The sequence below is a fragment of the Peribacillus sp. GL_122 genome (assembly GCF_057835005.1).
Genome location: NZ_CM174415.1, coordinates 5,330,088 through 5,347,617, shown reverse-complemented (window position 1 = coordinate 5,347,617; position 17,530 = coordinate 5,330,088). Strand labels below are relative to the sequence as shown.

General features: G+C 40.1%; 15 protein-coding genes and 2 riboswitches. Of the genes, 12 read left to right on the top strand and 3 right to left on the bottom strand.

Annotated features, from left to right (window positions below):
* Positions 1–181: 181 nt before the first annotated feature.
* From AC3ISB_RS26070 to ltaS, 5 genes are all read left to right on the top strand, one after another.
* Complete coding sequence (locus tag AC3ISB_RS26070) at positions 182–1,132, top strand: ABC transporter permease (RefSeq protein WP_076368205.1); 951 nt, start codon at positions 182–184, stop codon at positions 1,130–1,132.
* Positions 1,125–2,072 (top strand): iron chelate uptake ABC transporter family permease subunit, encoded by a 948-nt coding sequence (locus tag AC3ISB_RS26065; RefSeq protein ID WP_489274962.1) that lies wholly within the window; start codon positions 1,125–1,127, stop codon positions 2,070–2,072. Before AC3ISB_RS26070 ends, AC3ISB_RS26065 begins: the two co-directional genes overlap by 8 nt.
* Positions 2,066–2,824, top strand: a complete 759-nt coding sequence (locus AC3ISB_RS26060; protein WP_098371510.1) for an iron ABC transporter ATP-binding protein — start codon at positions 2,066–2,068, stop codon at positions 2,822–2,824. Before AC3ISB_RS26065 ends, AC3ISB_RS26060 begins: the two co-directional genes overlap by 7 nt.
* Positions 2,825–3,036: 212 nt before the next feature.
* Positions 3,037–3,981, top strand: a complete 945-nt coding sequence (locus tag AC3ISB_RS26055; protein WP_489277031.1) for a siderophore ABC transporter substrate-binding protein — start codon at positions 3,037–3,039, stop codon at positions 3,979–3,981.
* Positions 3,982–5,049: 1,068 nt separating this feature from the next.
* Entirely contained in the window at positions 5,050–7,020 is a 1,971-nt protein-coding gene (gene ltaS / locus AC3ISB_RS26050) for a lipoteichoic acid synthase (RefSeq protein WP_144527589.1), read from the top strand.
* Positions 7,021–7,080: 60 nt separating this feature from the next.
* On the opposite strand, the gene AC3ISB_RS26045 is transcribed toward ltaS, so the two are convergent.
* Both AC3ISB_RS26045 and AC3ISB_RS26040 read right to left on the bottom strand, forming a co-directional pair.
* Positions 7,081–7,701, bottom strand: a complete 621-nt coding sequence (locus AC3ISB_RS26045; protein WP_098371507.1) for an RraA family protein — start codon at positions 7,699–7,701, stop codon at positions 7,081–7,083.
* Positions 7,702–8,186: 485 nt separating this feature from the next.
* Positions 8,187–8,366: a hypothetical protein gene (locus AC3ISB_RS26040; RefSeq protein ID WP_034310080.1), complete on the bottom strand. Its 180-nt coding sequence runs from the start codon at positions 8,364–8,366 to the stop codon at positions 8,187–8,189.
* Between the two features lie 118 nt (positions 8,367–8,484).
* Between AC3ISB_RS26040 and AC3ISB_RS26035 the strand changes: the two genes are divergently transcribed.
* The 7 genes from AC3ISB_RS26035 to AC3ISB_RS26005 all read left to right on the top strand — a co-directional run bounded on the left by AC3ISB_RS26035 (position 8,485) and on the right by AC3ISB_RS26005 (position 15,584).
* Positions 8,485–8,814 (top strand): DUF948 domain-containing protein, encoded by a 330-nt coding sequence (locus AC3ISB_RS26035; RefSeq protein ID WP_098371506.1) that lies wholly within the window; start codon positions 8,485–8,487, stop codon positions 8,812–8,814.
* A 40-nt stretch (positions 8,815–8,854) separates the two neighbouring features.
* A riboswitch (guanidine-I (ykkC/yxkD leader) is annotated at positions 8,855–8,953 on the top strand.
* 47 nt (positions 8,954–9,000) lie between these two features.
* Positions 9,001–9,321: a quaternary ammonium compound efflux SMR transporter SugE gene (gene sugE / locus AC3ISB_RS26030; protein ID WP_098371657.1), complete on the top strand. Its 321-nt coding sequence runs from the start codon at positions 9,001–9,003 to the stop codon at positions 9,319–9,321.
* A gap of 54 nt (positions 9,322–9,375) precedes the next feature.
* A complete protein-coding gene (locus AC3ISB_RS26025; protein ID WP_489274958.1) occupies positions 9,376–9,948 on the top strand; it encodes a YhcN/YlaJ family sporulation lipoprotein in 573 nt (190 codons plus the stop codon).
* 189 nt (positions 9,949–10,137) lie between these two features.
* The gene (locus AC3ISB_RS26020; RefSeq protein WP_489274956.1) at positions 10,138–11,619 is read left to right on the top strand and encodes a spore germination protein; all 1,482 of its coding nucleotides are present in this window, start codon (positions 10,138–10,140) and stop codon (positions 11,617–11,619) included.
* Positions 11,620–11,642: 23 nt separating this feature from the next.
* Entirely contained in the window at positions 11,643–12,743 is a 1,101-nt protein-coding gene (locus AC3ISB_RS26015; RefSeq protein WP_141992856.1) for a GerAB/ArcD/ProY family transporter, read from the top strand.
* A complete protein-coding gene (locus tag AC3ISB_RS26010) occupies positions 12,740–13,819 on the top strand; it encodes a Ger(x)C family spore germination protein (protein WP_489274954.1) in 1,080 nt (359 codons plus the stop codon). Before AC3ISB_RS26015 ends, AC3ISB_RS26010 begins: the two co-directional genes overlap by 4 nt.
* An 85-nt stretch (positions 13,820–13,904) precedes the next feature.
* Positions 13,905–15,584, top strand: a complete 1,680-nt coding sequence (locus AC3ISB_RS26005) for a glycoside hydrolase family 13 protein (protein ID WP_489274952.1) — start codon at positions 13,905–13,907, stop codon at positions 15,582–15,584.
* 39 nt (positions 15,585–15,623) lie between these two features.
* On the opposite strand, the gene AC3ISB_RS26000 is transcribed toward AC3ISB_RS26005, so the two are convergent.
* On the bottom strand, positions 15,624–17,075 hold the full coding sequence (locus AC3ISB_RS26000) for an amino acid permease (RefSeq protein ID WP_377409794.1): 1,452 nt from the start codon (positions 17,073–17,075) through the stop codon (positions 15,624–15,626).
* A 96-nt stretch (positions 17,076–17,171) separates the two neighbouring features.
* A riboswitch (Lysine riboswitch) is annotated at positions 17,172–17,357 on the bottom strand.
* Positions 17,358–17,530 lie beyond the last annotated feature (173 nt).

Sequence of the window (17,530 nt, the reverse complement as noted above, 5' to 3'; positions counted from 1 at the left end):
AAATGATAGAATAAGAGTTAATGATAATGAATCTCATTATCACGAATGGGAAAACCTTGTAACTATTGCGACTTCATAATTTCTATTTCAATAGATGACTTTGCGATAGTCTTTATTCAAGTATCTTTAATTAAAAATATTATCGCTGTATTAACTGAGATAGGAAGAGTAGGAAATGTAGATGAAGATAAGATATTTAGTCATGGCGTTAATTGTTTTATCATTTACGTCATTATTCATTGGCGTAAAAGATATTACCCCTCTGGATTTATTGGATCTAAGTGATGATAAAGTGCAAATCATGCTGCAAAGCCGTTTCCCCAGAATGGTGACCATAGTCATTGCAGGTATTGTGATGAGTATAAGCGGTCTGATCATGCAGCAATTGAGCCGCAATAAATTTGTATCCCCGACGACTGCCGGAACCATGGATTCTGCAAGGCTTGGACTTCTTCTTGCCATTATCATTTTTCCATCGGCAGCACTTATTGAGAAAATGGCATTCGCTTTCATATTCGCTTTGGCTGGTACATTCTTGTTCATGAAAATTCTTGATCAAGTGAAATATAAGGATACGATTTTCATTCCATTGGTCGGTTTGATGTTTGGCAATATCGTCGGATCCATCTCGACTTTCTTTGCCTATAAATATGATTTAATTCAAAGCCTCAACACTTGGATGAATGGGGATTTCTCGATGATCATGTCGGGAAGGTACGAACTTATATATGTAAGTATCCCTCTAGTCATTCTCGCATACTTCTTTGCCAATAAATTCACTGTGGCAGGGATGGGTGAGGAGTTTGCTATCAATCTAGGACTCAATTATAAGCTTATCGTCAATTTTGGGTTAATCATCGTTGCTTTATCCTCAACTGTCGTCCTGTTAACGGTGGGAACGATTCCTTTCATAGGCTTGATCGTACCAAATATTGTATCCCTTTACCTTGGTGACAATTTGAAAAAGAGTCTTTCTCATACAGCATTGCTAGGGGCAGTATTCCTATTGATCTGCGATATTCTGGGCAGGATCCTCATATATCCATTTGAAATCCCGATCGGACTCGTGGTTGGTGTGATAGGAAGCGCCGTATTTATCTATCTGATACTGAGGAGAAAGGCATATGAATAATAAAATTAGAATCATTATATTAGCTATTCTTGCAGCAGCTTTAACGGCAGGTTATATCTTTTGGGACCTTGGCCCGAATTGGGATTATGCACTGCCAAGAAGGGTTATCAAAATCATCGCCATCATCGTGGTTGGTTGTGCTATAGCTTTTTCAACAGTGATTTTCCAGACGGTCACGAATAATAAAATTCTGACACCAAGCATATTAGGTTTGGACTCCATGTATATGCTGATCCAAACGGGAGTGATTTTCCTCTTCGGTTCAACGCATATCATGATCATGAATAAAAATCTTAATTTCCTGATTACACTTGCGGCCATGCTTATTTTTTCCAGCCTGCTGTTCAAGTTCATGTTCAAGAAAAACCGCAATATTTACTTCCTATTGCTGATCGGCATCATCTTCGGAACCTTATTCGGCAGTATGTCTTCATTCATGCAGGTATTGATTGACCCGAATGAGTTTCAAATCATTCAAAATAAAATGTTCGCCAGCTTCAATAATGTCAACACGGACCTGTTGACGCTAGCTATTATCCTCATGATAGCGGCAATGATATATTTCATGAGATTTTTGAAATATTTAGATGTCATGTCACTGGGGAGGGACCAAGCCATAAACTTGGGTGTGGATTATGATTTTGTCACGAAGCGGGTTTTAATCGTCGTTACGGTTTTAATCTCCATTTCGACTGCCCTGATCGGTCCGATCACGTTCCTCGGATTACTTGTTGCAAATGTGGCATATCAATTCATTAAGTCCTATCAGCATAAACATATCATCCCGGGTGCCATGCTGATCAGTGTGATTGCCCTGGTCGGCGGCCAATTCATTGTGGAGAGGATCTTTACGTTCTCCACCACATTAAGTGTCATTATCAACTTTGTTGGCGGTGTCTATTTCATCTATCTTCTATTAAAGGAGAATAAATCATGGTAGAAGTGAAAAATTTATTCAAAAAATATAATAGTAAAACGGTTGTCGAGGATGTTTCCATTGAAATAATGAAAGGGAAAATCACATCCTTCATCGGTCCCAATGGAGCGGGGAAAAGTACCGTCCTTTCGATGATCAGCCGTCTCATTACCCGGGATTCGGGAGAAGTCCTGATCGATGGTAAGGATATGGGGAAATTCAATAGCAATGAACTTGCGAAAAAGATTGCCATCTTAAAGCAGGCTAACCACATCAATATCCGTTTAACGATTCGTGAACTCGTCGCCTTTGGCCGTTTTCCTTATTCACAAGGAAAGCTGACCAAAGAGGATTGGAAATACGTCGATGAAGCGATTGAATATATGGAACTTGCCGACATGCAGGATAAGTTTCTTGACCAGCTTAGCGGCGGGCAGCAACAGAGGGCCTTCATTGCCATGGTTATTGCTCAGAACACGGAGTATGTACTACTTGATGAACCCCTGAACAATCTTGATATGAAGCATTCCGTCCAAATCATGAAGGTATTGAGGAGGTTGGCCGATGAATTAGGGAAAACGGTCATCATCGTCATTCATGACATTAATTTTGCATCCTGTTATTCCGACTATATTGTCGCATTGAAGGATGGCAAGGTTGTTCATAATGGACCTACCGAGCAAGTCATCAATTCCAATGTATTAAAGGAAATCTATGATATGGATATTGAAATCCAAAATATCAATGACAATAAGATCTGTGTGTACTTCACTTAAGACAATTCCATTTGGTTTTAAATTACTTCAGTATTCGTAGCCGTCCCAGAATATCTCAAACGCTCATTAGGCTGTTAAGAGTTGGCGGGCGCCCAAGACTTTAGCCGCCTCCTGTTCATATGGCAGGGAAAGTGATGAAGGTGAACTCTGTGAAGGTGAGGATTCAATATGTAATTTTAAATAAAAAAATACTTTTCGAGGTGACCATAATGATTAAGAAATTATCTTTACTGCTTTTGGTTGCAATGCTGGCTGTAGTGGCTGCAGCTTGTGGATCAGATAAGGAAAAAGAAGAATCAAGCGCGAAAAAAGAAAATGCTAAAAGCGAAGAAATTACAGTTAAGCACCAACTAGGAGAAACGAAAGTAAAAACAAACCCTGAAAAAGTCGTTGTATTCGATATGGGTGCACTTGATACTCTTGATAAATTGGGTGTTGAAGTGGCAGCTGTTCCTCATGATGGCCTTCCAAAATACCTTTCTAAATATAAAGGTACAACTGAAAATGCCGGCGGATTAAAAGAGCCTGACTTCGAAAAAATCAACGAAATTGCTCCTGATTTAATCCTTATTTCTGGCCGTCAATCTGAAGCATATGAAGAATTAAGCAAAATTGCCCCTACTGTTTTTGTGGGTGTAGATACAACAAAGTATATGGAATCCTTTGAAGAAAACGTAACACTTTTAGGTAAAATCTTCGATAAAAAAGACGAAGCAGCTAAAGAATTGGCAAGTGTTGAAGAAAACATTAATGCTTTAAAAGAAAAAGCCCCAACTGACAAAACTGGTTTAATCGTTCTTTCAAGCGGTGGAAAAGTAAGTGCTTACGGACCTGATTCAAGATTTGGAATCATCCATGATGTATTCGGAGTACCTGCAGTAGATGATAAATTGGAAGTATCGACACATGGTCAAATTATTTCTTTCGAATACATCGCTGAAAAGAATCCTGATTACCTATTCGTTGTAGATAGAGATGCGGTTGCCGGTGATGGAGCTAGAGCGAAAGAAACTGTTGAAAATGACATTGTGAAAAATACAAAAGCATTTAAAGAAGGTAACATCATTTATCTAGACCCTAACTACTGGTACTTATCAGGCGGCGGTTTAGAATCTGTTGACGCTATGGTTAAAGAAATTTCAGAAGGCATTAAGTAATATAAATAAGGAATCCTGTCCTCGATCGAGGGCAGGATTTTTATTTTTTATAATAAAGCTGGATGAAACAAATATACTAACAAAGGGGACGAAAAGATGACTTGCAAAACACAGGTAAGCTTATAAGGCGCCACAACCCCCATTAAGGCGAATGGAAAAGACAAGACCTATATTCAAACCTGTTACCGCTGCTATGGTCATATGGGCTGCTATCGTAAGAAAATAACCCTTCAGCCAATATGGAAAAATTCAGTTTCTTCCTATTATAATGTCATTTGCTCCTTTCCGGTTCAAGGAGGGGTTTTAAAATTGTAATTTAAGTGAACTTTGGTAAATTGAATCTTTTATGGATGATAAAAATAATCCTGGAAAGTAAAAATATAAACACAATATAATCATCACTTACAGGAAAATTATTTGAAAAAAGCTAATTAAATATGCCGGAGGGGAATGATGTCGATATTACGCGAAATCCATTTGTTAGTTTATGGGATTTTAGGGTGGCAGGACGCAATGATAAACGGGTCAAACTTTTGCAGGCACGGATTTTGGATGGGGTATCAAAAGTGAGGAGGAGAGATGCATCCATGTAACCGGCTATCCATTTTTAACTGTCGAATTATCGGGAAAGAAATCCTGGATATATCTATAGCTTTAAATAATTGAAGATTTATATCTTTACATATTTTGTAATGTACTGGTTTTTTTATAAAGCTTCGTTTATAATGGTAAAAGCCTGAAGGACGTGAAACTAATTAGTGACTGTCACCCGCAGTCACCCCAAAAAGTTACGGTGATATTTATTGGATTAAGACATGGAGTTCCTATATATTTGTTATAGGTGCGCTGAACATTCAAGACGGGCGAAACTCTGTTATTTTTTCAAAGGCTTGTTCATAAGCTAAAGAAGTGTTCTGGATATAAGAGTTATGGATGTGACAAAAGGTGGTTTTCACAATCTTGACTATCCAAGTGAAAGAATGCTATTATAGGGTTTCCGATTTTCCGTCTTTTGTAAGTTTGTAAAAATTTATATAAATAAACCACTAGATTAATAGAGGTGAAAGCATGAATAATTTTCTAAAAAAAAGCCGGCATTTATTTGCAGATAACATACTAGGCTTTTTCTTTATTGCAGTAGTCTTGTTTTGGATAAAAACTTATATTGGATATCGAGTTGAATTTAACTTAGGTATTGAGAATGGCCTGCAACAGTTCTTACTGTTCATAAACCCAATTAGTTCAGCCATTTTATTCTTTGGCTTGGCATTACTGGCGAAAGGTAAAAAATCGTTTAAATGGATTATTCGGTTGAACTTATTGATGTCCTTATGGCTATTCTGCAATATAGTATACTACCGTTCATTTACCGATTTCATTACATTACCAACCTTGACACAAGTGCAAAATAATGCCGGGGATTTGGGACCGAGTATTTTAGAATTATTTAAACCCCATGATGTATTTTATTTCCTTGATACGGTCCTTTTGATCGTGTTGTACAGATTCAAAGACTTTAAAGTGGAAGACTTCAAAGTCAAACGCCGTACAGTTGGAATGGTTTACCTAGCGGGACTTGCAATTTTCGCAATCAATTTGGGACTTGCTGAAAAGGATCGCCCGCAATTATTATCAAGAACATTCGACCGGAACTATATCGTCAAATATTTGGGCATGTTCAACTATACGGTTTATGATGCCGTTCAGAATACTAAAACATACGCTCAGCGTGCGACTGCAAACAGCACCGATATCGCTGAAGTCGTCAACTATACGAAGGCAACAAGCGCTGAACCGAACCCTGAATATTTTGGTGCAGCCAAAGGTAAGAATGTCATCTACCTGCATTTGGAATCCATGCAGAATTTCTTGATCGATTATAAATTGAATGGGGAAGAAGTAACGCCATTTCTAAACTCACTTGCACATGATAAATCAGATTTCATGCACTTTGATAATTTCTTCCATCAAGTAGGCCAAGGTAAAACGGCTGATGCAGAATTCATGCTTGAAAATTCCCTGTTCGGTTTACCACAGGGGGCAGCATTCACAAACAGATCCCAAAATACGTATCAAGCAGCACCAGCGATTTTAGGACAACAAGGATACACATCTGCTGTGTTCCATGGTAATTACAAATCTTTCTGGAACCGGGACAATATGTATAAGTCTCTTGGTTTTAATCAGTTCTTCGATGCAAACCATTATAATATGGAAAATAAAGAGGAAGTACTAAGTTATGGATTAATGGATAAGCCTTTCTTTAAAGAATCGATTCCTATGTTAGAAACGCTTAAACAGCCTTTCTATACAAAATTCATAACAGTATCTCATCATTTCCCATATGCGATGGACCAGGAAAAAGCAACAATCGGTAAACAAACTACAGGCGATGCTTCGGTTGATAATTACTTCCAGACTGCACGCTATGCCGATGAGGCGCTTAAAGAGTTTTTCGATTATCTGAAGGAATCTGGTCTATATGATAACTCGGTAATCGTTATGTATGGTGATCACTATGGTATTTCCGAAAACCATAAAGAAGCCATGTCAAAAGTGCTTGGCAAGGATGTTGGAGCATTTGAGAATGCCCAATTGCAACGTGTACCATTATTGATCCATGTTCCAGGAGTTGAAGGCGGGGAAATGCACCAATACGGAGGACAGATCGACCTTCTCCCGACTTTATTGCATCTGTTAGGAATCGAATCTAAAGATTATGTACAATTCGGTTCCGATTTATTGTCAAAAGATCATAATGAAGTAGTACCTTTCAGGAATGGTGATTTTGTCACACCAGATGTCACTTCCATTAAAGGTAAATACTACGATACTAAAACAGGGGAATTGGTCGAGGAAAATGATGACATCCTCAATTATAAAAAGAGAGCTGAAACGATGCTCAATTTATCCGACCAAGTAGTGAACGGTGACTTACTCCGTTTCTATACTCCAAATGGTTTTAAACCGATAGACCCTACTGATTATGATTACACATATGATGAAGAAGGTTCAAAGGAAGACAAGACCGATAAATAAGGCTAATGAAAAGAACAGGCAGGAAGCCATCGCTTCCTGCCTGTTTTTTTATGCGTTAGATCATGCTTTATTGGTCATCATGGCAATATACTTTCTTATTTCATCAGGCTTCCCTGCATATTTTTCAGCACGCTGTTCATCTTTCATGATTTTATCCTTTGCTTTGGTAAGGATTTCTTCACCCATGGCTTGTGGCACGACCACGACTCCATCTATGTCCCCTATGATAATGTCCCCTGGAAAAACTGTGACGCCCCCACAGGAAATGGGGATATTGGTTTCTCCTACACCTGCCTTGCCGCTTGAGGCAACCGTTGTCCCTTTGCTGAAGACAGGGAAATTCATCTCTTTAATGGCTTCAAGATCGCGAATGACTCCATCTACTACGAGGCCGCCAATTTCCATGGTCTGCATCATGCCGACAACGAAGTCTCCTGCTATAGCCCGGTATGTATCACCTTTGCTGTCAACGACTATTATATCCCCAGGCCTTGCTTGTCCGATTGCTTTTAACACGGCTGAATTATCACCAACGGGCATCTGTACAGTCAAAGCTCGTCCGGCCATATGAAATTCTTCCTTTAAGGGTTTAATCGCTGATGCCAGATTGCTCAACCCTTCCATTGCATCAGAAATCGCCGTGGTGGGCAAATTCCTGAACTGTTGAATGAGAGTATCCATGATTATGATTCCTCCTTAAGAGTTAATGAATATAGCCTAATTATACACAAATTTTGTAATTTTCTAATAGTTTTCCGTTTGATAAAATGGTAAATGTAGTGTAATCAATATATGAAGGGGAGGGAAGTTCTGCTGTCACAAGGGGGTTCAAGTCAAATTCCTTTTTAATCAATCGATTGATTAAACTTTAATAGTTCATCATTATGAAGAGTTTGAAATCCAAGTGTGCACATTTTTAATTCAATGCGATAATTTCAGAAGAGTGGATATAAGGTGTTAATGGAAATAGTGATTTCCACCGTAGTACTTCATATGATAGTAAGCATAGAAGGGGTCCTATTAATGTTCGAGTCTCCATGGCAGTTTGATCCGTGCATGAACATTCTTCTAAGATCAAGAGAAGAATGTTGTTGCATATCCTCGGTGTTTTCCTGATTTGGATGGGGGTGTTAGTGAACCAGTGTGCGGGAGGTCACTAATAATCTTCAAAGCAGGAGCAGAATCAAGACGGAGGTTGCCAATGTAAGCCAAAGGGGGCTGAAAACTTCTGGATGAATGATTAAAAAAATGATTCCTGCAATAGTTGCAGCCTGCTGTATGGTCATATGTCTAATGAAGTGTATTCCAGCTTTAAAACAGGCTTTAAGCAGAGGCATTTGATTCATTTTCATTCCTCCTTTTTCTATCAATAATATGACCAGGCATAAAAGAAAATACATGGGGATTCGTTTTCTGCCCAATTATTACGGGTATAGTAAAGGTGAAATAAAAGGAGGAATCTAGGTGATCATTGTATATATTAGTCTTGCCCTCTTTATCGGATCGATTATCTATTTAGCGTTTTTTGCTTTTAAAACATTTAAGGATTCCAAACCGACAATTGAAAATGTGACTGAAACCGTTACACGCATCCAGGCCAAAACGGACCAGATTAAATCGGAGACGGACCAACTCGCCATGACACAGCAAGAAATCACTGAAGATGTTCAATATAAAAAAGAGGCCGTACAATATACGGTTGATGCGGCTAAAGAAATACCTGAACCCTTTAAAAATATTTGGTTTTCAATAAAAGGTGACAAGTGGAAGCTTAGAAACAGAAGCGATGCATAAGTGTTTGACCGATTTAAAATGTACATGATATAGTATGGAAATAATAAGTTTCTAGGGTTCCTCGGTTGGATTTTACCGGAATGGTCCAAGAGAAACGCGCAGGAATCTGCGTACACGGAGGGAAAAAAGCCCGGGAGGTTATGATTTATGACCTTTCGGGCTTTTTCTGTAATTGGAGGGAAAAAGATGGCTTGGATTCAATTGGTGATTGCCGGATTATTTGAAGTGGTATGGGCGACAAGTTTAAAGTATACTGAGGGTTTTACGAAATTATTGCCTTCTATCATAACGATTGCCGGTATGGTCATTAGTTTTTATTTTTTATCATCGGCGATAAAAACCCTGCCTATGGGAACAGCGTATGCAATTTGGACTGGAATAGGGGCTCTGGGGGCTGTTCTGGTTGGCATCATCGTATTTAACGAGCCTAAGGATGCGATGCGTTTGGTATTCGTCGGTTTAATTTTGGTGGGGATTATCGGCTTGAAGGTCACTTCTTCTGAATAATCTCTTCACTCCTCGTAAATAGTAATGTTAAACGATATTAGAGGAGTGAAGAAAATGAATTATAAAGCGATAGTATCAAGTGCGATGATGGCATTAGTGATTACAGGTTGTTCTCCTAATGATAAAGAAGGTGCCAGTGAAAATCTTGGCCTGAATCGTACCCATCAAGATAATTTAGATAATCCGATGAGAGTAAGTGACACAAGGCAAAATGTTAATGATATTAATAACAATAATGATATTAATAACAATAATGATATTAATAACAATAATGATAACGGTAATGGAATAAATGATATGAGGGTCTCCAAGGATATCTCAAATCGAGTCGAAGGCTTGAAGGAAGTAAGTAACGCAAGTGTCATCGTTACTGAAAATAATGCCTATGTAGCGGCAGTATTGAAAGACGGCGGAGATAAGGATATCTCCAATGACCTTAAAGAAAGGATTGCTGATGCAGTAAGGGGAGCCGATCCATCGGTAGACCAAGTTTATGTGTCGACAAACCCGGACTTTGTTCAAAGAATGAAAGGGTATGCGAATGATATTCAGAATGGAAAACCCGTTGCAGGATTCGCTGAAGAGTTCCGTGAACTTGTAACACGGATTTTTCCAAGCCCAAGGTAATTGGTAACGGTAATGAATTAAGACGAAAGGACTTATCCGGTGAATTCCGGATAGGTCTTTTCCTATTTTAAGGATTTAGGTGAATCATGACTAACTTTAAATAGGGTGGTTACAATAATCGAGTGAACTAAAAAATTTTGGAAAGGCAATGGGGGTGGAATGGTGAGGTTTTTTAAGGACAGGAGGGAAATGGATGCAGCATCCTTTCAGGTTACTTCCAAGGATTTTCAGGAACTCCTTAAAAAGTTTAAAGCATCTAATGATTTTCTTACCTTCCAATTCCCGGATGATGATGGCTATATCATCTCCTACTTCAATTCACTGGTAAGTGCACAACAGCTCCATGAACAAGTACTTGCTGCCATATTGAATCATCCAAAGCAGGATCTTAAGCAATTAAAAAGCGATATTCCAATGGAAGATATGCAATTGACTGCTGATATAAAAGATATTCAAAGGTTGGTATTGGCCGGATCGGTCATGATTCAATACAAGAAAGATGATGAAATGTGTTTATTGATTCCATGTGTTCATAGTGTGAAAAGGCAAATTTCCACACCTGAGTCGGAGTATACGGTCGTTGGGTCCAAGGAGGCCTTTGTTGAATCGCTTGATTCGAATTTGAATCTGATCCGTAACAGGCTGCCCACTCCAAAATTGCAGTCCAAGGAATTTCGGGTCGGGAGCATCTCGCAAACAAGGTTAGCGGTACTATACATAGATGGGATAGTAAATCAACAGATCATTAAGACAGTCATGCAGAGAATTGAAGATATAGAATATGATACGATCGTCGATATTTCGTTTGTAAGCCAGATGATCACGGATAATCGGAATTCGATGTTTCCGCAACTGATTGATACGGAGCGGCCTGATCATCTGGCCAGTGTATTATCGGAAGGGAAAATAGGGATCATGCTGGATGGATCTCCTCATGCATTAGTTGGTCCCAATACCATCATTTCGTTCTTTTCCTCATTTGAAGATTATTTTCAAATTTGGAATCTTGGCACCTCATTCCGTTTGATTCGGCTTTTCGCAGTGCTGTTTTCCGTTTTATCATCACCTCTGTATGTTGCCGTTTTAACGTATCATTATCAAGTGATTCCAACAGATTTGCTGCCCATCTTAATATCATCCAGGGGTGTGATTCCTTTTCCGCCGATATTGGAAGCGATTGTGCTGGAAGGGACAATCGAATTGCTGAGGGAAGCAGCGGTCAGGCTGCCAGCTAAGGTTGGCTCCACCATCGGCATTGTTGGCGGTATAGTCATCGGTACAGCCGCTGTGCAAGCGGGATTTGTCAGTAATGTCTTGTTGATGCTTGTCGCTTTGGCTGCCTTGGCTTCATTTACAGTGCCGATTTACCAAATCAGTAATACCATCCGCCTTATCCGCTTCCCTTTTCTAATTGCAGCCCAGTTATACGGTTTGTTTGGAATAGCTTTATGCAGTGCATTCATATTAAGTCATTTATTGAAATTGACTTCGCTTGGCAGTCCCTATTTAGACCCGCTTTACCCGTTAAGAATTCATGACTTTAAAGATAGTCTGATTCGCCTCCCTTTTTCAAAGCAGAAAAAACGCCCGCAATTTCTGCGGACGGAAAATCCGCTAAGGATAAGGAAGGAGGAGGAAACTCCAAACCCCCCTAGCGATATTGATGAATAAGGCATAGAAAGCGGTGAGAAGGTATGGAAGTCAAACCAAATGAAACTAAACAAATATCTCCATTTTTTGTTTTTTTCCTCATGCCCGGCATGCAGATTGGAGTAGGGATATTGGGGTTTGAACGGATCATAGTGAAAGAGGCTGGCCAAGACGCATGGATAGCGGTCCTCATATCAGGGTTGATCATAAATGTTCTGCTTTGGATGTGTTTCAAGCTTTTAGGCAGGGGGCCCCAAACACTTGACTTGGTCGCCATCCACAAAGATTTGTTTGGTAAATGGGTCGGAAATGCTTTCAATATTTTATTCATCCTCTACTTTATAATGATCTCCATCATTCTTATCAGGACTTATTTAGAAGTCATTCAGGTTTGGATGTTCCCTGGTGTCAATGTCCTGATGCTAATAACCATCATTCTTATTCTCGTGTATAGTTTTGTGGAGGGAGGTTTCAGGGTCATTACCGGTTTTTGCATAATCGGGCTTATTATCGGATCTCCATTATTCCTATTGAATTATTTCCCATTGAAGTACGCCCACTTCGAAAATTTAGGTCCTTTTCTTGATCATTCCTTTTTGGAAATCATGAAGGCCTGTAAGAGAATGACCCTGAATTACCTTGGTTTTGAATTACTCCTCATTTATTACCCTTTCATTAAAAACCGTGAAAAATCCCAAAAGTGGGCCCACTTAGGGGCGTTGTTTACTACGGCGACATATTTAGTATCCATAATTGTTTCATTAGCCTACTATCATCAAGATCAGCTAAAAGATGTAATTTGGGCAACTTTGACGTTATGGAAAATTGTGGATCTTCCATTCATTGAAAGGTTTGAATACATAGGGATTTCCGTTTGGCTGTTCATGGTGCTGCCGAATGTTTGCATAGGAGTTTGGGCAGCAAGCAGAACAGCGAAAAGAGTATTTGGATTTAGACAGAAAAGGATGGTAGTTTTCATTCTGCTTATCATCTTAATATCCTGCATTTTTGTGGATAATCGCTATAGAATCGATAAGTTTAACACGATCAGTTCGCAAATAGGTTTTTATATCATTTATTTGTATCTTCCTCTCTTATTCATATGGCAGTCGATCGTCTATAAAGTCAGGGGGCATAAATCATGAAAATCCGACTTCTCCTGATAACATTGGCAGGTTTCTTGATGACGGCTTGCGGCGTGGAAAAGCAAATATTAGAAGATATTTTAATTGCTGAAGTCGTAGGTTATGATGCCGAAGACAAAAAAATCAAAGGTACGGTAGTTGTCAGCGTTCCTAAGCCTGGGGAGGAAGCAGATCTAGGTAAAGAAGTATATGAAGCGATCTCCCATGATATAAAGGCAGCCCGCCAGAAGGAAAATGCAAAAACACCATTCCCGATTGCCGGCGGGAGACTGACAGTCATTCTCTATGGTTCAGAATTGGCAGGTATGGGGTTGAATGATTATGTCGATACATATAGGCGTGACCCGATGGTGGGAAGGAATTTGTATTTAGCGGTCGTTCATGGCAAAGCGGAGGATGTAGTTAAAATGGAGCCGAAGTTGATCAAAACTCCAGGGGTTCAAGTGAAAGAGCTGATCGAACAGAATATTAGGACTAATTTGCCTGATGTAGATTTGCATAGGTATTTATATGCGTGTCATGGTAAAGGAATCGACCCGGTCTTGCCCTTATTGGAAACGGCAGGGGATCATATACGGGTAAAAGGGATCGCCTTGTTTAAAAAGGATCGTTATATTGGTAAATATATTCCTTATGAGGACGGATTTTTATTTAAAGTCCTTACTGAAAACTTTAAGATGGGGAGTTATGAAATTAAATGGAAGGAAAATGACTTTACAGATATTAATAACGTGGAGTCACGTGTCCATTATCATATTTCGGATGCAAACCAAGATCCCAAGGTCAGGATTGAAGTGAAATTAAAAGCGAGTCTGCTGGAGGTCCAAGGCTATGACTTGGGTAAAGCGGTCGACCTGAATAAAATAGAGGCCAGGGCCGAGCGTGTCATTGGGAAAAAATTAAATGAGATGGTGACTATGTTTCAGGAGAACCATATCGATCCGATTGCAATCGGTGATCACGCTAAAAGTAAAACAAGAAATTTCGATCAGAGGCATTGGGAGAAGGCATATCCCTATATTCCAATCGAGGTGGATCTTGATATTGAAATGATTCAAACGGGAATAGCTGAATAAAAGTAGAATATTCTGAAGTTTCCCCCTTTATAATAGGGGTATTGGTGTAATGATTATATCAATGCGGCTAAAGAGGGGGAAAGGCATGGACAAAGCATGGTGGAAAGAGGCAGTTGTGTATCAAGTGTATCCAAGGAGTTTTATGGATAGTGATGGAGATGGGATAGGGGATATAAACGGGATCTTGATGAAACTCGATTATTTACAAGAGCTGGGTGTGAACGTGATATGGTTATCCCCTGTTTATCAATCTCCCAATGATGACAATGGGTACGATATCAGTGATTATAAATCAATCATGACTGAATTCGGGACCATGGCCGATTTCGATAGGTTGTTGAAGGCGGTTCATGAACGTGGAATGAAGGTCATGATGGACCTGGTGGTCAACCATTCTTCAGATGAACATCCGTGGTTCAAGGAATCACGATCTTCAAAAGATAATCCGAAACGTGATTATTATATTTGGAAACCTGGCAGGAATGGAAAAGAACCGAATAATTGGGAGTCCATTTTTAAAGGTTCAGCATGGGAATATGATGAGGGAACCGATGAATATTATTTACATTTATTCAGCAGGAAACAACCGGATTTAAACTGGGAGAACCCTAAGCTCCGTGAAGAGATCTACAGCATCATGACTTGGTGGCTGGATAAGGGTGTCGATGGCTTCCGGATGGATGTCATCAACTTCCTTTCGAAAGATCAAAGCTATTCAGATGGAGCCGTTCATCATGAGAAACAGCATGGCGATGGAAGCCCCTTTTTCCTGAATGGCCCGCGCATACATGAGTTTTTGCAGGAAATCAATCAACGGACACTTTCTGGACATGACGTGATTACGGTTGGGGAGATGCCAGGCGTCACACCGGAGGAGGCGCAATTGTTCACAGGTAAAGATCGTGGTGAGCTACATATGGTCTTTCAATTCGAACATATGGATTTGGGGAGCGGACCAGCAGGGAAATGGAGTAATGATAAGTGGAAGCTTACCGATTTAAAGCGAATTCTTTCCAAGTGGCAGACTGGTTTGGAGGGGGATGGCTGGAACAGTTTATACTGGAACAACCATGATCAGCCCCGGATTGTCTCAAGGTTTGGTAATGATGGAAAGTATCGTATTGAAAGCGCAAAGATGCTTGCAGCTTGCCTTCATATGCTTCAAGGGACACCCTATATATATCAAGGAGAAGAGCTGGGCATGACCAATGTTGCATTTGAAAGCATCGATGATTACCGGGATATCGAAACATTGAATTCATATGACGAACTCGTCAATTCACATGGCTGGTCAAAAGAGCGGATGATGTCAGCCATCCACGCCCGCAGCAGGGATAATGCGAGGACACCGATTCAGTGGAATGACTCCCGGAACGCAGGATTCACGAAAGGGACGCCTTGGATTAAGGTTAATCCCAATTTCCCCGAGATTAATGCAGAAAAAGCCTATAATGATCAGAATTCCATTTTTCATTTTTATAAAAAGCTTATCCAATTACGCAAGAAACATGAAGTAGTCGTTTATGGCCGTTTTGAACTGCTATGGCCGGATGATGAACGAATATTTGCCTACACGAGATCGTTTGAAGAAGAAAGGCTTTTGGTTCTATGCAACTTTAGAGAAGAGCAGGCCTCCTATACTTTGCCTGAAGAACTGCAAGCATATTCAGCCACTAGGCTGATCGGCAATTATGATCAGGAGGAAGTAGGAATCTCCAGCAAACCTCTGCGTCCATATGAATGCCGTGTTTATCATTTGAAATGAAAAAAGGACCTGTTCTCCTTAGAACAGGTCCTTTGTGTATTATTTTGATTTAAGGTCACATTCCTCTAGGGGAATGATTTTCGTTTTATGCTTGATTTTATAGCCGAACCATAGGACGAAAAATAAAATTAAGCCAATGTAGGAAACAAACATTGAATTCCAGTCGATCCCATCGCTGCTGAAAGCTTGATAGCCTTGTCCGATGATAATGATAATACAAAGGACAAGTGCGAATATAGGCCCGAATGGGAAGCCTTTTGCCCGGAATGGTAAATCATTCATATCAAGGCCTTGAGCTGCGTAAGCTTTGCGGAACCGATAATGGGCAATCGCAATCCCGACCCAGGTGACGAATCCCGCCATGCCTGAAGCGTTCAATAACCAGATATAAACGACGCCATCACCGAAAAATGAAGCTAAGAATGCAACGCAGCCTACTAAAGAAGTCACGATAAGTGCATTCACGGGTACTCCTCTTTTATCTAACTTGCCTAGGAATTTCGGTGCTTTCCCATCACGTGCCAAGTCCCATAGCATACGGGTTGAAGCGTACATGCCAGAGTTACCGGCAGAGAGTACGGATGATAGAATGATCGCGTTCATGATGGATGCAGCAAATGCAAGGCCGGCCCGTTCAAATACAAGCGTGAATGGACTTACGGCAACATCTTCACTCAATAAACGTGAATCGGTAAACGGAATGATCATTCCAATTACAAAAATGGCAAGGATATAGAATAAGATGATGCGCCAGAAAACGGATCTGATCGCTTTTGGGATATTTTTTTCTGGATCCTCACTTTCACCAGCAGTCACTCCAAGCAATTCCGTTCCTTGGAATGAAAAGCCGGCAGCCATGAATACGCCCAGGATCGTGAAGAACCCTCCGTTAAAGGGACCTTCGCCCATTGTGAAATTGGAAAAACCAATTGGGTCTTTCCCACCCATGATTCCGAGAATGATCAGAACACCCGTGATCAAGAAAATGATGACTGTCACGACTTTGATCATGGCAAACCAGAACTCTGTTTCCCCGAAACCTTTAACTGACATGTAATTGATAAGAAACATAGTGATTAACGCAATGGCACTCCAGATAAATGAAGGGCTATCCGGGAACCAGAACTTCATAATTAAGACAACGGCAGCCAATTCAGCGGCAATGGTGATTGCCCAGTTATACCAGTAGTTCCAACCAATCGCAAAACCGAAAGACGGATCGACGAATTTGGATGCATAGACACGGAACGAACCGGCCACTGGCATGAACGCTGCCATTTCTGCAAGACTTGTCATTAAGTAATAAACCATGATGCCGATGACCGCGTATGCCACCAAAGCACCGCCGGGACCGGCTGAATGAATGGCCCCGCCACTTGCTAAAAATAAACCTGTTCCAATCGTTCCACCTAATGAAATCATCATTAAATGACGCGCTTTCAGGCTCCTTTTCAGTTCAGTAGGGCTTGATGGTGATTGTGAATTTGACAATTGATGTTACACTCCTTTTTATTGGAAGGGAACGAAAAATAAAAAAACAGCAGTCGAAAAAGATCGACGGCTGTTTATAATAAACCCGTTTATCCTTCCGAAGATAGCTCCCCACGCTTTTTTGAAAAAACGTGACAGTGGTGTTCCTGTTCGGTAACACCGCCAGCGAGAATATACATGGAATATACCCTAACTTCGGCAACTTATCCTTTCAAACGGAGTCTTGAATTTTCCAGAATCTCGTCCGTTTTACTTTTATAAGCTGCAGCCTCTAACTCATCGGTAAATGAGGAAGTATTCAATTTTCTAAAATCGTTGCGTCAGCTTGTAAGTGACGTCGGACGATAGTGCTCATGAAATTCATGCAATCGCAATAGATTGCTAGTAATTGAGTAAACTTTACTATATCAAAATTATAAAATAATCTCATGAATATCGCAATGATTATTTTGTGT